Consider the following 16771-nt stretch of genomic DNA (forward strand, 5'->3'; position numbering starts at 1 on the left):
ACCCTAGCGCCCTACCCGGCGAACGTGATCGGGATCCTGATCGTCGCCTCCGGAGCTTGCAGGCTCGCGTCGTTGACGACGATGACGCACTGCGGCTCGCCGACCCCGCACCGCCCGCTGCCGACCGGGCCGACGATGATCTCGAGCTGCAGCGAGCCCTCACCGGTGGGGTCGGGATGAAGGATCTTGCCGGTGGTCAACTCGCACAGGTCGTTGCCGCCGGTGGCCCCGTTGGAGCACTGCACGACGTTGACCACCTGGCCGGGGGTGAACCCGCTCCACGACACGGTCACGACCTGGCCGTCGACGAGATCGGTGGCGGGGGTGACCGATGCCTGGCGGTCGAGCACCGGCGGCACCGTGGTGGGGATGACGAGCTCGTCGTCCTCGTCGGTGACGAAGTGCAGCGTCGTCAGGCCCGGCTCGCCGGCGTCCATCAGGCGCTCGATCGCCGTCCCGTCGCCGCGCAAGAACGCGTCGAAGAACGCGACCGTCGCCTCGACCACGCTCGGGAAGGGCGGGTCGCCAGCGCGGATCCAGCTGCCGTGGTCCTCGCCTTCGAGGCTGAGCAGGCCGCGCGGTGCCTCGGCGCTGGTCGCCACGTTGACAGCCTCGATCCACGAGATCTGGACGTCGCGGGTGCCGTGCACCAGCAGCATCGGCGGGGCGTCGGCGAAGTCGTAGGAGCCGCCGGCAAACGCCACCGGAGTGCCCGCCAGCACGACCGCCGCGTCGATGCGATCGTCGCGACAGCAGGAGTTGGCGACGAGGCCGAGCGTGGTGATCCCCCCGTTCGAGTGGCCGCCCACCCCGATGCGGTCGGCATCGATCATCCCGGCGAGGACGTCGGGGAGGGCGCCGGAGGACGCGTCGGTGAGCTGGTCGGCGAGGAAGCTGAGGTCGCCGGGTTGGTTCGCCACGTCGGCGGCGTCGGGTCCCGCCGGGGAATTGGCGTTGCTCAGCGGGAACGCCGGAGCAGCGACGACGTACCCCGCCGCGGCCCAACCCTCCAAGATGTCGGCGTAGAAGTCGGTCGTCGCGCCGAGCCCGTGGGCGAAGAGGACGAGCGGATAGGGGCCGCCCTCGGTGTCGGGCTCGCCGGTGTCGGTGGCGGGGTAGAACAGCAGCGTCTCGAGCGTGCGCTGGGGCAGTGCGGCCACGTCGCCGCTGCGCGGAGTGGGGCGGCTCTCGTCGACGAACGTCGCCGTCACCGTCGCCACCTCGTGCTGCTGGGGCCCGCTGCTGCTCTCCGGCTGCGTCGTCGGGGCGTCGGTGGTGGGCGCGTCGGTGGCGGGTGAGTCGGTGGCGGGTGCGTCGGTCGCCGGCGCGTCGGTGGTCTCCGGCGGTGCGATCGACGACGCAGTCGTCGGCGCCGCCTTGCCGCCGTCGTCGCCGCTGCAGGCTGCGCCGACCAAGACGGCGGCAACGGCGCCAGCGCGCAGGCCGGTCTTGGCGGCGAGTCTCAGCTTCACGGCACGATTCTGGCCCGGAAGTGCGATATCTCGTGACACCCGTCTGTCCTGAGATATCGCACTTCCAAGTTGGCGGCGGTCGGGCCGGGGGAAGTGCGATATCTGGTGACACCCGTCCGCTCTGAGATATCGCACTTCCAAGTTGGCGGCGGGCGGGCCGGGGGAAGTGCGATATCTCGTGACACCCGTCTGCTCTGAGATATCGCACTTCCAAGTTGGCGGCGGTCGGGCCGGCGGGCCGGGCGGTCGGTGGAATGGGGCGATGGCGAGGTGAGCGGCTGGGGCAGAATCCCGTGATGTCTCGGCGGCGCGCGCTCGTCCTCCACCAGGGCGCCAACCTGGCGAGCGGCGTGTCCAACTCGGTCGTGATCATCGCCATCCCTTGGCTGATCATCGATCGCACCGGTTCGGCAGCCACCGCCGGGCTGGCCGGAGCGCTCGCCGGGCTTCCCGGGATCGCGGTCTCCCCGCTCGTCGGGGCGATGGTCGACCGGCTCGGGCGCAAGACCGTCTCCGTAGGCTCCGACGTGCTGAGCGCCGCATCCGTCGCGCTGTTCCCGCTCGCCGAGGCTCTCGACGTGCTCGGCCTGGCGGTGATCCTCGCGCTGACGCTGCTCGGAGCCGTGTTCGACCCGGCCGGCTACACCGCCCGCAAGTCCTTGATCCCCGACGTCGCGCAGGCTTCGGCCACCCCGGTCGACACCTTGAACGGCTTGCACGAGGGCCTGTTCGCGGCCGGGTGGGTGCTCGGGCCGATGCTCGGCGCGTTCGCCATCGCAACGGTCGGTCCCGTCGGTGCGATGTGGTTCGCGTGCGCCGGGTTCGTCCTCGCGTCGTTCGCGATCGCCACGCTCGACGTGCCCGACAGGGCGGTCTCGGCCGAGACCGAGGGCGAGGACGCCCACGACTCCCGCCCGGCCGCGTTCTCCGATAGGGCTCTCGTCGGCCTGCGCGCGCTGGCTGCCGACCGACCGGTATGGATCCTGACGCTCGCCATCGCCGTGATCGCGATGATCTACGGACCGACCGAGACCGTGCTGCTGCCGGTGCACTTCGAGGCGCTCGACGAGCCTCGGGCGTTCGGGTTCGTCCTCTCCGGCTTGGCAGGTGGCGCGATGGTGGGCGCGTTCGGGTTCGGCTGGTTGGCCGCCCGCATGTCACGTCACATGATCGCGAAGGTCTTCGTCGGCCTGGCCTGCCTCGCGTACTTCCCCCTCGCCCTGCTCCCGCCGACGGCGCTGATGGTCGCCGCCGCGGCGCTGCTCGGTCTCGCGTGGGGGCCGCTCAACCCTTTGCTCAACAGCCTGATCCAGGACCGCTTCCCCGCCGACCAGCACGGCAGGATCTACGGCGTACAGCTGGCGATCTTCTACGCCGCCCCGCCGCTCGGACAACTGGTCGCCGGCCTGACGGTGGACTGGCTCGGGGTTCGCCCGGTGATCCTCGGCGTCGCCGCCGCGTTGGCCGCGATGGCCGCGATCGTCGCGTTGCAGCCGAGCCTGCGCGGCCTCGACGGCGCCGGCGGGCTGGAGGACCGGCCTCGGCGATCGCGGATCAGCGGGTGAAGATCGGGTAGCCACCGAGGCGGATGCTGGCGCCGGCGGCGACCAACGCCACGGCGACGACGGTGATCGCGACGATGTGCGCGGCGAGCGCGGGCAGCGTCTCGTCGGTCAGGCGAGGGATCAGCCGCAGCCGCGCATGCAGGGCCAGGGCGACCGTGGCCGCCAGCAGGCCGAGCTTCAACAGCACGGTGCGGGCGAGGGGCGTGTCGTCGAACCAGTGCGAGGGCGAGCCGAGCAGGCGCTCGGCCAGCCAGAGGCCCGACACCACCTGAACCGCGAGTGCGGGCAGCCCGATGCGCTCGAAGCTCGCCTCGAACTCGGTGATGGTGGCCGCCCGCCGCGCGCGCAGCGCCTTCGGGAGCACGCTGACGGCGAGGACCAGGTGTCCGCCGGCCCAGATCGCGGCCCCGAGCAGGTGAGCGAAGAGCACGAGGTAGTAGCCGATGGGACGGAATCTAGTCGGTAATCTGAACTGTGACGAATTACCGACGAGGTGCTACGGTGCCGCTCATGGTGTTGCCCGCGCTGCTTGCCCCACCGCTGCCGACGAACGTCGATCCCGACGACGAGGCGTACTGCCAGAACCGCGCCGACATGCTCGAGCAACTCGCGGTGATCGACGCGCTGCTCGACGAGGCAGAGGCGGGTGGTGGTGAGAAGGCGATGGAGCGGATGCGGTCGCGGGGCAAGATGCCGGTGCGGGAGCGCATCGCGATGGTGCTCGACCCCGACACCCCGTTCCTCGAGATCAGCCCGCTCGCCGGCTACAACTCGGACTACGCGGTAGGCGGGGGGATGCTCGTCGGGATCGGCATCATCGCCGGCACCGAGTGCGTGATCCTCGCCAACGACCCGTCGGTGCTCGGCGGCGCGCTCACGCCGTACGCGGCGAAGAAGTGGATGCGCGCGCTGCAGATCTCGCGCGAGCGGCGCATCCCGTACGTGAGCTTCGTCGAGTCCGCCGGCGCCGACCTGCGGGTGGAGACGGGCGACAGCGGGCGGCGCAAGGTGCAGGTCGACCACTTCGCGGAGACCGGCCGCTTCTTCTACGAGATGATCGAGCTGTCGAAGCTGCGCATCCCGACGGTGTGCGTCGTGTTCGGTTCGTCGACGGCGGGCGGGGCCTATCAACCCGGCATGTCCGACTACAACATCGTCATCCGCGAGCAGTCGAAGATCTTCCTCGCCGGGCCACCGCTCGTGAAGATGGCCACGGGGGAGGAGTCCGACGACGAGATGCTCGGCGGGGCGCGGCTGCACGCCGAGGTCTCCGGCCTCGGTGACTACTTCGCCGAGGACGAGATGGACGCGATCCGGCTCTGCCGCGAGGTCGTGTCGCACCTGAACTGGCGCAAGCAGGGTTCGGGCCCGACCCTGCAGACCGACGAACCCGTGCACGACCCCGAGGAGCTGCTCGGGCTGGTCAGCCGCGACCTGCGCCAGCCGGTCGACGTGCGTGAGGTGATCGCCCGTGTGGTCGACGGCTCGCGGTTCGAAGAGTTCAAGCCCCGCTACGGTCCGACGATGGTGTGCGGTTGGGCGAGCATCCACGGTTACCCCCTCGGGATCCTCGGCAACAACGGGGTGATCTACCCGGACGCGGCGCAGAAAGCGGCGCACTTCATCCAGCTCTGCAACCAGGTCGACGTGCCGCTGCTCTTCCTGCAGAACATCACCGGCTACATGGTCGGCAGGGACTTCGAGGCCGACGGGATCATCAAGAAGGGCTCGCAGATGATCAACGCCGTCACCAACTCGACGGTGCCGCACCTCACCGTGATCATCGGCTCGTCGTACGGCGCGGGCACCTACGGCATGTCCGGGCGCGCGTTCGGCAACGCCTTCACGTTCCTGTGGCCGACCGCCAAGATCGCAGTGATGGGCCCGAAGCAGATCGCCGGCGTGATGTCGATCGTGCGCCGCGGCCAGGCGGCTCGCCATGGTGTGGCCTTCGACGAGGAAGAGGACGCGGCGATCGTCGCGATGGTCGAGGACATCCAAGAGAAGGGCTCGCTGGCGCTCGTCGCCACCGGGGCGATCAGCGACGACGGCATCATCGACCCCCGCGACACCAGAACGGTGCTCGGGCTCTGCCTCTCCGTCGTCCAGAACAGCGCCGTCGAGGGCGCCACCGGCTACGGGGTGTACCGGCTGTGATCACTTCGCTGCTGATCGCCAACCGCGGCGAGATCGCGCGCCGCGTCGTTCGCACCGCGCGCGAGATGGGCGTGCGGTGCATCGCCGTCTACGTCGACGCCGACGAGGCGGCGCCGTTCGTCGCCGAGGCCGACGAGGCCGTCAAGCTCGACACCGGCTACCTCGACGGCGCGGCCATCATCGCCGCCGCGCTCGCGAGCGGGGCCGATGCCGTCCACCCCGGCTACGGCTTCCTGTCCGAGAACGCCGCCTTCGCCGCCGACGTCGAGGCCGCCGGCCTGGTGTGGGTCGGCCCGTCACCGTCCACGATCGAGGCGATGGGCGACAAGCTGGCCGCGAAGCGGCTCGCGGTCGAGGCCGGTGTGCCGACCCTTGCGTCGAGCGACGACCCCGACGATCCCGACGAGGCCGCGCGCGTCGGCTACCCGCTGCTCGTGAAGGCGGCCGCCGGCGGTGGCGGGAAGGGGATGAGGGTCGTCACCGCCCCCGACGAGCTCGCCGAGGCCGTCGCTTCCGCGCGACGAGAGGCCGCGAGCTCGTTCGGCGACGACAGGGTGTTCCTGGAGCACTACGTGTCCCGGGCGCGCCACGTCGAGATCCAGATCCTCGGCGACCACCACGGCAACCTCGTTCACCTCGGCGAGCGGGAGTGCTCCATCCAGCGCCGCCACCAGAAGGTGGTCGAGGAGTCGCCGTCACCGGTCGTCGACGACGCGCTGCGTGACGCGATGGGACAGGCCGCGCTGGCTCTCGGCCGGGCGATCGGGTACGAGTCCGCCGGCACCGTCGAGCTGCTCGTCGACGACGACACACGTGAGTTCTTCTTCCTCGAGGTGAACACCCGCCTGCAGGTGGAGCACCCGGTGACCGAGGAGGTCACCGGTGTCGACCTCGTGCGTGAGCAGCTGCGCATCGCTGCCGGCGAGCGTCTCGACGTGGAGCAGCACCAGATCACGTTCGCCGGTCACGCGATCGAGGTGCGCCTCTACGCCGAGGATCCGGCGAACGGCTTCTTGCCCGCGGCCGGCACAGTCGAGGCGTTCGAACCCGCCGCCACACCGGCGGTGCGCTGGGACTCGGGCATCGAAGCGGGCTCCGTGGTGGGGGTGCGCTTCGATCCGATGCTGGCCAAGGTGATCTCGCACGCGCCGACGCGCCCGGAAGCAGCTGGGCGCCTCGCGCTCGCCCTCGAGCGCCTCCACCTCGGGGGCATCGTCACCAACCGTGACTTCCTCGCGGCCACACTGCGGCACCCGGCCTTCGCTGCCGGCGACACGACGACCGACTTCATCGAGCGCCATGCGCCGGCGCCGGCACTCGTGCTCGGCGACGACGAGCTCGGGCGGGCGGCGATCGTCGCCGCACTCTGGATCCAGGCCGTGAACCGCGAGCGCGCGGCGGTGTGGCGCGACGTGCCGAGCGGCTGGCGCAATGCGCGCCTCGCGCCCCAGCAGACGACGCTGGCCGCCGACGGGCGAGAGCTCACCGTTCGCTACCGCACCCGTCGCGACGGCGTGTTCACCTTCGATGACGGAACGACGGCACGAGTGTTCGCCAAGACGGCGCTGGCGATCACCGTCGAGATCGACGGGCGGCGGGCCACGACGCGGGTCACCCGCGCCGGCGACCGCCTCTACGTGCAGACCGCCAGGGGCACCGTCGAGCTCCACGAACGGCCGCGCTTCCACGTGCCCGGCAGCGAGGGTCCCGCCGGCGCATTGACTGCGCCGATGCCGGGCACGGTGATCGACGTGCGCGCCTCCGACGGCGACCACGTCGGCGCCGGGCAGGTGCTCGTCGTGCTGGAAGCGATGAAGATGGAGCATCACATCAAGTCGCCGGGAGCCGGAATCGTCACCGAAGTCCGCGTGCGCGCCGGCCAGCACGTGGAGAACGGCACGCTGCTGCTCGTGATCGAGCCCGCAGAAGCAGGGGAAGGATCGTCATGACGAACAACCCGAGCACGACCACTCCGATCCGCATCGCCAACTGCTCCGGCTTCTACGGAGACCGCCTGTCTGCCGCGCGCGAGATGGTCGAGGGCGGTCCGATCGACGTGCTCACCGGTGACTGGCTGGCCGAGCTGACGATGCTGATCCTCGCCCGTACGCAGGCCAAGCGCCCCGGCGGGGGCTATGCCCGCAGCTTCATCACGCAGATGGAGCACGTGATGGGGACGTGCATGGACCGCGGGATCAAGGTCGTGTCGAACGCCGGGGGGCTGGATCCCGCCGGCTGTGCAGAGGCCGTCCACGAGGTCGCCGACCGGCTGGGGCTCTCGCCGACGATCGCCTACGTGAGTGGCGACGAGCTGCTCTCCCGGCTCGACGAGCTCGTCGCCGCGGGCATCGATCTCGCGCACATGGACACCGGGGAGCCGATCGGCGATACGTCGCGCTTCGTCAGCGCGAACGCGTACCTCGGCTGCTGGGGGATCGTCGAAGCGCTCGGTCGAGGTGCCGACATCGTCGTCACCGGACGGGTAACGGATGCCGCCGTCGTCTGCGGTCCGGCGGCGTGGCACCACGGTTGGGCCCGCGACGACTGGGACGCCCTCGCGGGCGCGGTGGTCGCCGGTCACGTGATCGAGTGCGGCACGCAGGCAACGGGCGGCAACTACTCCTTCTTCACCGAGGTGCAGGGGATGGATCGGGTGGGCTTCCCGTGGGCCGACGTCGCCGCCGACGGCTCGTCGGTGATCGGCAAGCACGACGGCACCGGCGGTGAGGTGTCGATCGGCACCATCACGTCCCAGCTCCTGTACGAGATCGCCGGCCCGGCGTACCTCGGCCCCGACGTGACCGCGCGCTTCGACACGATCCAGCTCGACCAGCTCGGCCCCGATCAGGTGCGGATCAGCGGGACCAGGGGGGAACCGCCGCCGCCGACCCTGAAGGTGGCGATGAACGAGATCGGCGGCTTCCGCAACGACATGACGGTGGCGCTGACCGGGCTCGACATCGAGGAGAAGGGCCGCCTTGTAGAGGACGCGTTCTGGGCCGCGTGCCCGATCCCGCGCGACGGGTTCGCGAGCGTCACCACGCGCCTGGTGCGCACCGACAAGCCGGATCCCGCTTCCAACGAGGAGGCGGTGGCGATGTGGAGGATCACGGTCAAGGATCCAGATTCGCGCAAGGTCGGCCGGGTGATGTCGAACGCGGTGATCGAGCTCGGCCTCGCGACCATCCCCGGGTTCTTCGGTCTCTCCGGAGGACCCTCGGAGGGGACGCCTTACGGGGTCTACCGGCCGGCGGTGGTGCCTGCCGAGCTCGTGCCCCAGCACGTCGCCGTGCTCGGCGGTGCGCAGACGGTGGTCGAATCGGTGGCGCCCCCCGGCGCGGTCACCATCGCCCCCGTAGAGCCCCCTCGCGCCACCGCTCCGCCAGGCGCGACGGTGCGTGCGCCGATCGGTGCGGTGGTCGGTGCCCGGTCCGGCGACAAGGGTGGCAACGCGAACCTCGGCGTGTTCGCCCGCGACGACATCGCCTGGGCGTGGCTCGACGCCTTCTTGACCACCGAGCGCCTGCGCGAGCTGCTGCCCGAGACGGCGCCGCTCACCATCGACCGTCACCGCCTGCCCGCCCTGCGGTCGCTCAACTTCGTGGTCCATGCCCTGCTGGAGGAGGGAGTGGCCGCCTCCAGCCGTCAGGATCGCCAGGCGAAGAGCCTGGGTGAGTGGCTGCGCGCGCGAGTCGTCGACGTGCCCGTCGCGCTCTTGCCCTCCGCTTCGCCGGCGGGGTGACCGTGGCGATGGGCGCGGTCGACGTCGCGGCGACGGAGCTGGAGGTGCGCCTGCGCTCCGTGCAGGCACCTCGCCGGGTGATGACCCGCGAGCGAGCGCGCAGCTTGACCACCCGCCAGCGCGAGATCCTCGACCAGCTCGAAGAGCTGTTCGAGGACGGCTTCGCGGGGCGGACGATGGCTGAGATCGCCGCTCGCGTGAACTGCTCCCTGCGCACCCTCTACGAGCTCGCCCCGAGCCGTGACGACCTCGTGTTGACGGTCGTCGACCGGATCCTGTGGCGCATCGGGCGGTCGGCACGCGACGCGATCACGCCGGAGATGGCACCCATCGACGCGGTGCGCGCCTACCTGCTGGCGGCGAACGCCGCGGTCGGACTCGTCACCGAGACGTTCGCCCGCGACCTGGCCGCGGTGCCGAGCGCTCAGGCGGTGGGCGACGCGCACAACGGCTACCTCGTCGCCGTCACCCGCTGCTTGCTCGATCTCGCCGTGGAGCGCGGCGACGTCGCGGACGTCGACACCGCGGCCGTCGCTCACGTCGTCGCCAGTCTCGGGCGGGACCTCTCCCAGCCGGAGGTGAGCAGCACACTGCGCACATCACCGCGCGTCGCGGCCGACGCCGTCGTCGACGTCATCTTGAACGGCTTGTCCGCACGGCGGGCGAGCTGAACGCGAAGGAGATCAGCATGGAACTCAACGAGGTGCTCGACGATCTGGCCGCCGAACAGGAGTCGCTGGACAGCGTCGTCGCGAAGCTGGCCGAGGACGAGTGGGCGCGGCCCACACCGAGCCCGCGCTGGACCGTGGCCGACCAGATCGCTCATCTTGCCTACTTCGACGGGTCTGCTGCGCTCGCGATCACAGACCCCGACGCGTTCGCGGCCTCGGTGGCCGAGCTCATCGGATCGCTGTCGGGCGGTGAAGAGGCGGTCGACGAGGCGACGCTCGGCCCCAGCCGCAAGATGTCGCCCGACGAGCTCCTCGCGCACTGGCGGGCGAACCGCCGCCGCCTGTACGAGGCCGCGCAGGGACTCGACGAGAACCAGCGGGTGCCGTGGTACGGGCCGTCGATGAGCGCGAAGTCGTTCCTCACCGCGCGGCTGATGGAAGCCTGGGCCCACGGCACCGACGTCGTCGACACCGTGGGGGCGGAGCGCCCGGCCACCGACCGGCTGCGCCACATCGCCCAGCTCGGCTTCATCACGCGCGGCTGGTCGTACGCCAACCGCGGCGAGGAGGTGCCGTCTGGGACTGTGCGCCTGGAGCTGACCGCGCCATCGGGGGAGACCTGGACCTGGGGGCCCGACCCCGCCGACGACGCGGTGACCGGGACGGCGCTCGACTTCTGCCTCGTCGTCACCCAGCGCCGCCACCTCGACGACACCGCATTGCTCTCCGGCGAGCTCGGCCGCCACTGGCTGGTGCGCGCCCAGGCCTTCGCCGGGGGCGCGACGGACGGCCCGGCGCCGCGGGTGAGCTGAGCTACCGGAGCCCGAGCTGCACGTAGCGCCCGCCGACCCCGCCATGTGACAATGATCGAACGGGCCGACGACGGGGGTCGTCGCGTCGCAAGGGGGTTGCTCGAGATGAGTGCAGGCAACGGCCGGTCGGGCGCGCAGCCCGACGTAGACGTCGTCATCGCCGGCGCCGGCTTCGCCGGGCTGTATCTGCTGCACCGGCTGCGCGAACTGGGCTTCACGGCCAAGGTCTTCGAGGCTGCCGACGACGTCGGCGGTACGTGGTACTGGAACCGCTACCCCGGCGCCCGCTGCGACATCCCGACCACCGACTACACGTACAGCTTCGATCCCGCACTGGAGACGGAGTGGACGTGGTCGGAGAAGTACGCGACCCAGCCCGAGATCCTGCGCTATCTCGACTTCGTCGCCACGAAGTACGACCTGCGCCGCGACATCTCCTTCGCCACGCGCGTGGACGCCGCCCGCTGGGACGACGACGCGGCGCTGTGGCGGTTGCGGGTGAGCAACGGTACGGACGTGACGTGCCGCTACTACGTGATGGCCACCGGATGCCTTTCGCTGCCGAAGGAGCCCGACATCGAAGGTGTCGGGACCTTCGCCGGCGAGCTGTACCACACCAGCCGCTGGCCCCACGAGGGCGTTGACTTCACCGGCAAGAGAGTGGGCGTGGTCGGTACCGGTTCGTCGGGCATCCAGTCCATCCCGCTCATCGCCGCCGAGGCCGCCGAGCTGACGGTGTTCCAGCGCACGCCGAACTTCTCGTTCCCCGCGCACAACGGTGCGATCGCCCCGAGCCGGCGGGCGGCACTCGCGGCCGATCCGGCGGCGTATCGGGAGGCGGCCAAGTGGTCTCGCGGGGGGATCCCAGGCGAGCCGCCCCAGCTCGCCACGTTCTCGGTGTCGCCCGAAGAGCGCCAAGCCCGCTACGAGGCCGCGTGGGAGGCCGGCGAGCTGTTCGAGATGCTCGGGGTCTTCAACGACGTCCTCGTGAACCAGGCGGCGAACGACGAGCTGGCATCGTTCTTGCGCTCCAAGATCCGCTCGATCGTCGCTGATCCGGAGACCGCCGAGGCGCTGTGCCCCGTCGACCATGCCTTCGGGACGAAGCGTCCGTGCCTGGACACCGGCTACTTCGCCACCTTCAACCTGCCCCACGTCCGCCTCGTCGACCTGCGCAAGCACCCGATCCGCGCCGTCACCCCGACCGGGATCGACACCGTCGACGAGTCGTTCGAGCTCGATGCGCTCGTGCTGGCCACCGGCTTCGACGCGATGACGGGAGCGATCGTCGCCGTCGACATCTCCGGCCGCGACGGGGTCTCCTTGAAGGAGAAGTGGGCGCAAGGTCCGACCACCTACCTCGGGCTGACCACCACGGGCTTCCCCAACATGTTCATGATCACCGGCCCGGGCAGCCCGTCGGTGCTGTCGAACATGGCGGTGTCCATCGAGCAGCACGTCGACTGGGTGGCCGACTGCCTGGCGGACATGCGTACGTCGGGGTTCGACACGATCGAGCCGACACCAGAAGCCGAGTCCGGCTGGGTGCACCATGTCAACGACTGCGCCGACATCACGCTCTACCCGACGGCCAACTCTTGGTACATGGGCGCGAACGTGCCCGGCAAGCCGCGGGTGTTCCTGCCCTACGTCGGCGGCGTCGACGGCTACCGCGGCGCCTGCGACGAGGTCGTCAGCCGGGGGTATCTCGGCTTTGCCCTGTCGGGTCCCGGCGGGGAGCAGTGCAACGACGGCATCGTGCGCCGGCTGCAGCCCGACGTGGCGATGGTGCTGGAGATGATGGCGGCCCTCGGCCTGCCGACGATGGAGACGATGACACCGGCCGACGCTCGTGCCTTCTCCGAAGCGATGGCTGCCGAGCGCCCACCAGGCCCAGACGTCGGTGAGACGGTCGACGGCGTGCTCCCCGGCGCCGGCGGTGAGCAGCTGGCGTACCGCTTGTACAGGCCCGCTACGCCGGGACCCCACCCGATCGTCGTCTACTTCCACGGCGGTGGCTGGCTGATCGGCAGCGAGGTCTCCGACGACCCGCTGTGTCGCGACCTGTGCGTGCGCTCCGGACTGATCGTGGTGTCCGTCAACTACCGGCACGCGCCCGAGACCCGCTTCCCCGGCGCGGCCGACGACGCGCTCGCGGCCGTGCGCTGGGTGGCCGACCACGCAGCTCAGCTCGGGGGTGCACCGGGTCGGCTGGCGGTCGCCGGCTACAGCGCCGGTGCCAACCTCGCCGCGGTCGTGTGCCAGCTGGCTCGCGACGAAGGCGGGCCGGACATCGCGGGACAGGTGTTGCTCAACCCTGTCACCGACTGCGACTTCTCTCGCTCCTCGTACCTCGAGAACGGCGACGACTACATCTTGACCACCGTTCTGATGCGCTGGTTCTGGGACAACTACGCCGACCCCGCCGACCGGACCGACCCCAAGGCGTCCCCGCTGCGGGCCACCGACCTTCGCGGCCTGCCACCCGCTCTGGTGGTCACCGCCGAGTTCGACCTGCTGCGCGACGAGGGTGCCGCGTACGCCGAGGCCCTCGCCGCCGCGGGGGTCGCGGCGCGCCACCTGCCGGCGCGCGGTCAAGTGCACACGTCGGTCGGGATGGTCGACGTGGTGCTCTCCGGCGCCCCGGTGCGCGCCGAGATGGCCGAGGCACTGCGCGGGTTCTTCAGCGACGCGCGCTGAACACAAGTCTCGCCAGCCGCACGGCGACGTCGGCCGCGGTCACCGCCAGGCCGCCGACCACCATCCATCGCGCCTCCCCCAGAGCGCCGAGGGCGGCGAAGTTCAGCGACGCGAGCGACACCCACGACCTGGCCACGGCGAAGCCGGCGGTGAGCTGCTCGTGGCCGCCGCCGCGCAAGACCGGACCCAGGTACGCGAGCGAAGCGACCAGGATCTGCGCGTATGCCCCGATCACCATGGCCACCAGCACGGGACCGGTATCGCCCTCGGTGAGCTCCAGCACGGAGAGGGCGAACGCCGATCCGATCCACCACGTGAGCCCGGCGGCGAGCTGCACCAGTCGCGCTCCGCCCCACTCGATCTGACGCCTGCGCGGAACCGGGAGCGTGCGCAGCATGGCGAGCAGGGCGATGCCGATCACTGCGTAGCCCGCGGCGGCGAGCCCGCTGACGGTGGCGAGGCTGGCGATCACCACGACTGCGACGCCGGTGGCGAGCAAGGAGCTGACGGTGCGGATCGCCGCCGGCGTCGCCCGCGGCGACACCTTCGTGCGCATCTGCGTGGCGGCGAAGAAGGGCAGTGTTCCGGCGACGACGATGCCGACCAGGCCGAAGAGGTTGAGCGTGAGGTGCGCCTGGCGCAACTCCATCGCCTGACCCCCGGAGTGTCCGATGGCGAGCATCACCCCGAACCCGATGCCGATCGTGCCCGACACGCCGGCGACGATGTAGGCGTCGATCGCGGGCGCGAACCGGTCGGTGTGCGCCCGCCGGCGGATGCCGGTCAGGTTGATCACCAACCAGACCAGCGCCGCCCCCACGCAGAATCCCCCGGCGGCGACCACGAAGTCGTTAGCCGCTTCGCGCCCGACGACGAGGACGACCGCGCTGACCGCGAGCAGCCACCTCTGGCCGGTGATCATCGGGTCTGCAGGAGGTGCCGACGTAGACCACGTGATGGCGAGCATCTGGGTCACCGTGCTGATCGCCGACAACAGCGCGCCGACGACGAACAGGTGGATCGGCATCCAGCGCCCCGTCTCGGTGTCGAGGAACGACGTCATCACGGCGCCCACGGCGAACAGCGTGGAGAGCAGGAGACCGCGTCGGGCGTGGCGGTGCGCGGTCGCTACTCGCTGCCCGGTGGCGTCCGTCACGGGCCAAGTATGCCTACCTTGCCGGCCGGGCGCGAGAGGCCATGATGGCGCGGTGCAACTCGCATCCACCGATGGCGTCACCGTCGCGCTCCACGACCTCGGGGGGCGCGGCGACCCGCTCCTCATCGCCCATGCCACCGGCTTCTGCGGCCAGGTGTACGCCCCGCTCGCCGCCGAGCTGGCCGGGCACTTCCGGGTGTGGGCGCTCGACTTCCGGGCACACGGTGACTCGTCGGCACCGGTCGGGCGCGACGCCGACGGCAGTTGGCCGGGCCTGCACTGGCACAAGATGGCCGACGACTTCGACGCCGCGGTGGACGAGCTCGGCGGTGGGCCGCTCGCGGTCTTCGGACACTCGCTCGGCGGAGCGTGCGCGTTGCTCGCCGAAGCCCGCCGCCCCGGCCTGCTGCGTTGGGCGCACGTGTTCGAGCCGATCGTGTTCCCCTCCGGCTTCGAGGGGCCGCACACGACGCCGCTGGCAGAAGCCGCGGCCCGCCGCCGGCGCGTCTTCCCCGCGAGAGGCGACGCGATGATGCGCTACGCCTCCAAGCCACCACTCGGGCTGCTGCGCGCCGACTGCCTGCACGCTTACGTGACCCATGGCTTTCGCGAACTGCCCGATGGCACCGTGGAGTTGAAGTGCTCACCCGAGCACGAGGCAGCCGTGTTCAGGGGAACGGGCGCGATCACGAACGACGACATCACCGCAGTGCAGGTGCCGGTGACGGTGTCCACCGGGACGGCCGAAGATACGCCGGCGAACCTCGCCGAGGGCCAAGTCGCATCGTTGCCGAACGCGCGGCTCGTGCGCCTGGCGGGGCTCGGTCACTTCGGCCCGTTGCAGGACCCGGTGACGGTCGCCACGCACGTCCTCGCCACCGCTCGCGACGTCGGCGCTTGAGAGCTAGGGCCGAAGGCCGGCGCGCTACTGCTGGGGACGGTCCATGCGCGCCGTCAGCACCGCGCACGCGCTCGCCCACCCGATCGGGCCGGCGTCGTCGTGCAGCACCGACTGCGCCACCGACACGCCGTCCGCGACGACACGGTCGTGCGTCTCGATGCCGATCCACTCACTCGTCGGGAGCCGGGCGAGGTAGAGCGCGGCGTCGGCGTTGATGTAGTCGAGGCCCTCGGGCGTGCTGTTCGCGAGCGGGCTGGAGAAGTCGGCGCACAGCGCGGCGCGCACGTAAGGCGTCAGCTCGACACCGGCGACGAGCCGGCCCCGATCGCGCAGCCACATCCGGCGTGGACCGGGGCCGGGCGCACCGAAGCCGTGCTCGCCTGCCGGGCGGACGTCGAAGGCGACGTCTGCCGACAAACCGGTCGCTCCGCTGTCGGTGGCGGGGGGCGGGGCGTCCCACGGAGCCGTCATTGGTGCGTCGTCGGCGACCGCCTCGCTGCGCCGCAACAGCAACGCCGAGGCCCGCGCCACGTCGACACCGTCCACGGAGATGATGGCGTCGGCGGCGCGCACGCGGCCACCGGAGCGCACCAGCTCGGTCGTCACCGTCACGGGCTTCATCGCCGGTGAGCGGTACAGGTCGACGGTCAGCCGTACGGGTAGGAAGCCGTCGCCCCCGTGGTCTCGCTCGACGGCCCACGCGGCGAGCCCGACGAGCAGCCTGCCGTGCAACATGTCCGGCGACCACGGTCCGCGGGCGCTCGGCCGGGGGACGAGGAGGCCGTCATCGGTGGGCGAGAAGAAGTCGGTCTCAGGCACCCGGGCGAGGGTAGCGATCCGCTCCCCGATCGATGGAGACGGCGTCCGCACCGGGTAGCACCAAGTGCAGGGTCGTCTCGGGCGCGTGGCGTCGCATCGCCTCCGCGAAGCGATCGGCCGGCTCGTCGAGCCACCGGGGAGCACCCGCTCGGACGCCGACCGGGCTGAACGTGCCCCAATGGACGGGCAGCACGGAGCGGGCGCGCAGCAGCGCCGCCGCCTGTGCGGCGCGCTCGGGGTCGAGATGACCGGGGCCGATCGCGCGGCCCCAACCCCAGATCGGCAGCAGCGCCACGTCCGGCGCCGGGAGCTCGGCCATCACCGGGTGCAGATCGGTGTCGCCGGGGAAGTAGACGGTCCCTGCGTCGCCGGCCAGCACGAACCCGAGCGGTGCGCCCTTGGCACGGCTGAGCCCACGCCCGGAGTAGTGGTCGGCCGGGACGGCGGTGACCCGCACCCCGGCGACGACGATCGAGTCACCCGGAGACATCTCGACGACGTCGCCCGGCGCGGCGGCGGCGACGAGGCGCGCCGCGCCGCGGGGCACGACGAGCGGTGTTCCCGGCGGCAGCTGCCGCAGCGAGGGCAGGTCGAGATGGTCGTGGTGCAGGTGCGACAGCAGCACCGCGTCGACCGGGCCGGGAGCGAGCGAGACCGTGCCGCGGCGACGGCGCAGGTGCGCCACCCGGTCGCGCAGCACGGGATCGGTGACGAAGCGAGTTCGGCCGAGGTGCACCTCGGTGGTCGCGTGGCCGAGCCAGACGACCTCTATGCCG

The 16771-nt window shown here is 71.2% G+C and carries 13 protein-coding genes; 8 read left to right on the top strand and 5 right to left on the bottom strand.

The window, feature by feature from the left end; translation table 11 throughout:
• Nucleotides 1-11: 11 nt before the first annotated feature.
• Complete coding sequence (locus IPM43_10165; protein ID QQS23794.1) at nucleotides 12-1472, bottom strand: hypothetical protein; 1461 nt, start codon at nucleotides 1470-1472, stop codon at nucleotides 12-14.
• Nucleotides 1473-1768: 296 nt separating this feature from the next.
• Here IPM43_10165 and IPM43_10170 point away from each other — a divergent pair, with 296 nt between their 5' ends.
• Nucleotides 1769-3037: an MFS transporter gene (locus IPM43_10170; protein ID QQS23795.1), complete on the top strand. Its 1269-nt coding sequence runs from the start codon at nucleotides 1769-1771 to the stop codon at nucleotides 3035-3037.
• On the opposite strand, the gene IPM43_10175 is transcribed toward IPM43_10170, so the two are convergent.
• The gene (locus tag IPM43_10175; protein QQS26422.1) at nucleotides 3027-3482 is read right to left on the bottom strand and encodes a CopD family protein; all 456 of its coding nucleotides are present in this window, start codon (nucleotides 3480-3482) and stop codon (nucleotides 3027-3029) included. The two genes, IPM43_10170 and IPM43_10175, sit on opposite strands and share 11 nt — an antisense overlap.
• A 65-nt stretch (nucleotides 3483-3547) precedes the next feature.
• Here IPM43_10175 and IPM43_10180 point away from each other — a divergent pair, with 65 nt between their 5' ends.
• From IPM43_10180 to IPM43_10205, 6 genes are all read left to right on the top strand, one after another.
• Entirely contained in the window at nucleotides 3548-5194 is a 1647-nt protein-coding gene (locus IPM43_10180) for an acyl-CoA carboxylase subunit beta (GenBank protein ID QQS23796.1), read from the top strand.
• Nucleotides 5191-7143 (top strand): biotin/lipoyl-binding protein, encoded by a 1953-nt coding sequence (locus tag IPM43_10185; protein ID QQS23797.1) that lies wholly within the window; start codon nucleotides 5191-5193, stop codon nucleotides 7141-7143. Before IPM43_10180 ends, IPM43_10185 begins: the two co-directional genes overlap by 4 nt.
• Entirely contained in the window at nucleotides 7140-8936 is a 1797-nt protein-coding gene (locus tag IPM43_10190; protein QQS23798.1) for a DUF1446 domain-containing protein, read from the top strand. The genes IPM43_10185 and IPM43_10190 overlap by 4 nt, the downstream gene beginning before the upstream one ends.
• The gene (locus IPM43_10195; GenBank protein QQS23799.1) at nucleotides 8870-9607 is read left to right on the top strand and encodes a TetR/AcrR family transcriptional regulator; all 738 of its coding nucleotides are present in this window, start codon (nucleotides 8870-8872) and stop codon (nucleotides 9605-9607) included. The genes IPM43_10190 and IPM43_10195 overlap by 67 nt, the downstream gene beginning before the upstream one ends.
• A gap of 17 nt (nucleotides 9608-9624) precedes the next feature.
• Nucleotides 9625-10419 carry a TIGR03084 family protein gene (locus IPM43_10200; GenBank protein QQS23800.1) on the top strand — a complete coding sequence of 265 codons (795 nt, stop codon included), beginning with the start codon at nucleotides 9625-9627 and terminating at the stop codon, nucleotides 10417-10419.
• Nucleotides 10420-10524: 105 nt separating this feature from the next.
• Complete coding sequence (locus IPM43_10205; GenBank protein QQS23801.1) at nucleotides 10525-13119, top strand: alpha/beta hydrolase fold domain-containing protein; 2595 nt, start codon at nucleotides 10525-10527, stop codon at nucleotides 13117-13119.
• Here the strand turns inward: IPM43_10205 and IPM43_10210 are convergent.
• The gene (locus IPM43_10210; protein QQS23802.1) at nucleotides 13103-14275 is read right to left on the bottom strand and encodes a hypothetical protein; all 1173 of its coding nucleotides are present in this window, start codon (nucleotides 14273-14275) and stop codon (nucleotides 13103-13105) included. The two genes, IPM43_10205 and IPM43_10210, sit on opposite strands and share 17 nt — an antisense overlap.
• Before the next feature lie 52 nt (nucleotides 14276-14327).
• Between IPM43_10210 and IPM43_10215 the strand changes: the two genes are divergently transcribed.
• Nucleotides 14328-15176, top strand: a complete 849-nt coding sequence (locus tag IPM43_10215; protein QQS23803.1) for an alpha/beta hydrolase — start codon at nucleotides 14328-14330, stop codon at nucleotides 15174-15176.
• Between the two features lie 24 nt (nucleotides 15177-15200).
• Here IPM43_10215 and IPM43_10220 read toward each other — a convergent pair whose 3' ends face one another.
• Together IPM43_10220 and IPM43_10225 are read right to left on the bottom strand one after the other, a co-directional pair.
• A complete protein-coding gene (locus tag IPM43_10220; protein ID QQS23804.1) occupies nucleotides 15201-15995 on the bottom strand; it encodes a thioesterase family protein in 795 nt (264 codons plus the stop codon).
• Nucleotides 15988-16767 carry an MBL fold metallo-hydrolase gene (locus tag IPM43_10225; GenBank protein QQS26423.1) on the bottom strand — a complete coding sequence of 260 codons (780 nt, stop codon included), beginning with the start codon at nucleotides 16765-16767 and terminating at the stop codon, nucleotides 15988-15990. Before IPM43_10225 ends, IPM43_10220 begins: the two co-directional genes overlap by 8 nt.
• Between the last annotated feature and the right edge of the window lie 4 nt (nucleotides 16768-16771).

This window comes from Actinomycetota bacterium, assembly GCA_016700055.1.
Lineage (GTDB): Bacteria > Actinomycetota > Acidimicrobiia > Acidimicrobiales > Ilumatobacteraceae > Kalu-18.

What these genes read in the sequence shown, in the direction of transcription:
- IPM43_10170 (QQS23795.1), top strand. Translation starts at nt 1,769, where the DNA reads ATGTCTCGGCGGCGCGCGCTCGTCCTCCACCAGGGCGCCAACCTGGCG.
- IPM43_10180 (QQS23796.1), top strand. Translation starts at nt 3,548, where the DNA reads ATGGTGTTGCCCGCGCTGCTTGCCCCACCGCTGCCGACGAACGTCGAT.
- IPM43_10190 (QQS23798.1), top strand. Translation starts at nt 7,140, where the DNA reads ATGACGAACAACCCGAGCACGACCACTCCGATCCGCATCGCCAACTGC.
- IPM43_10200 (QQS23800.1), top strand. Translation starts at nt 9,625, where the DNA reads ATGGAACTCAACGAGGTGCTCGACGATCTGGCCGCCGAACAGGAGTCG.
- IPM43_10205 (QQS23801.1), top strand. Translation starts at nt 10,525, where the DNA reads ATGAGTGCAGGCAACGGCCGGTCGGGCGCGCAGCCCGACGTAGACGTC.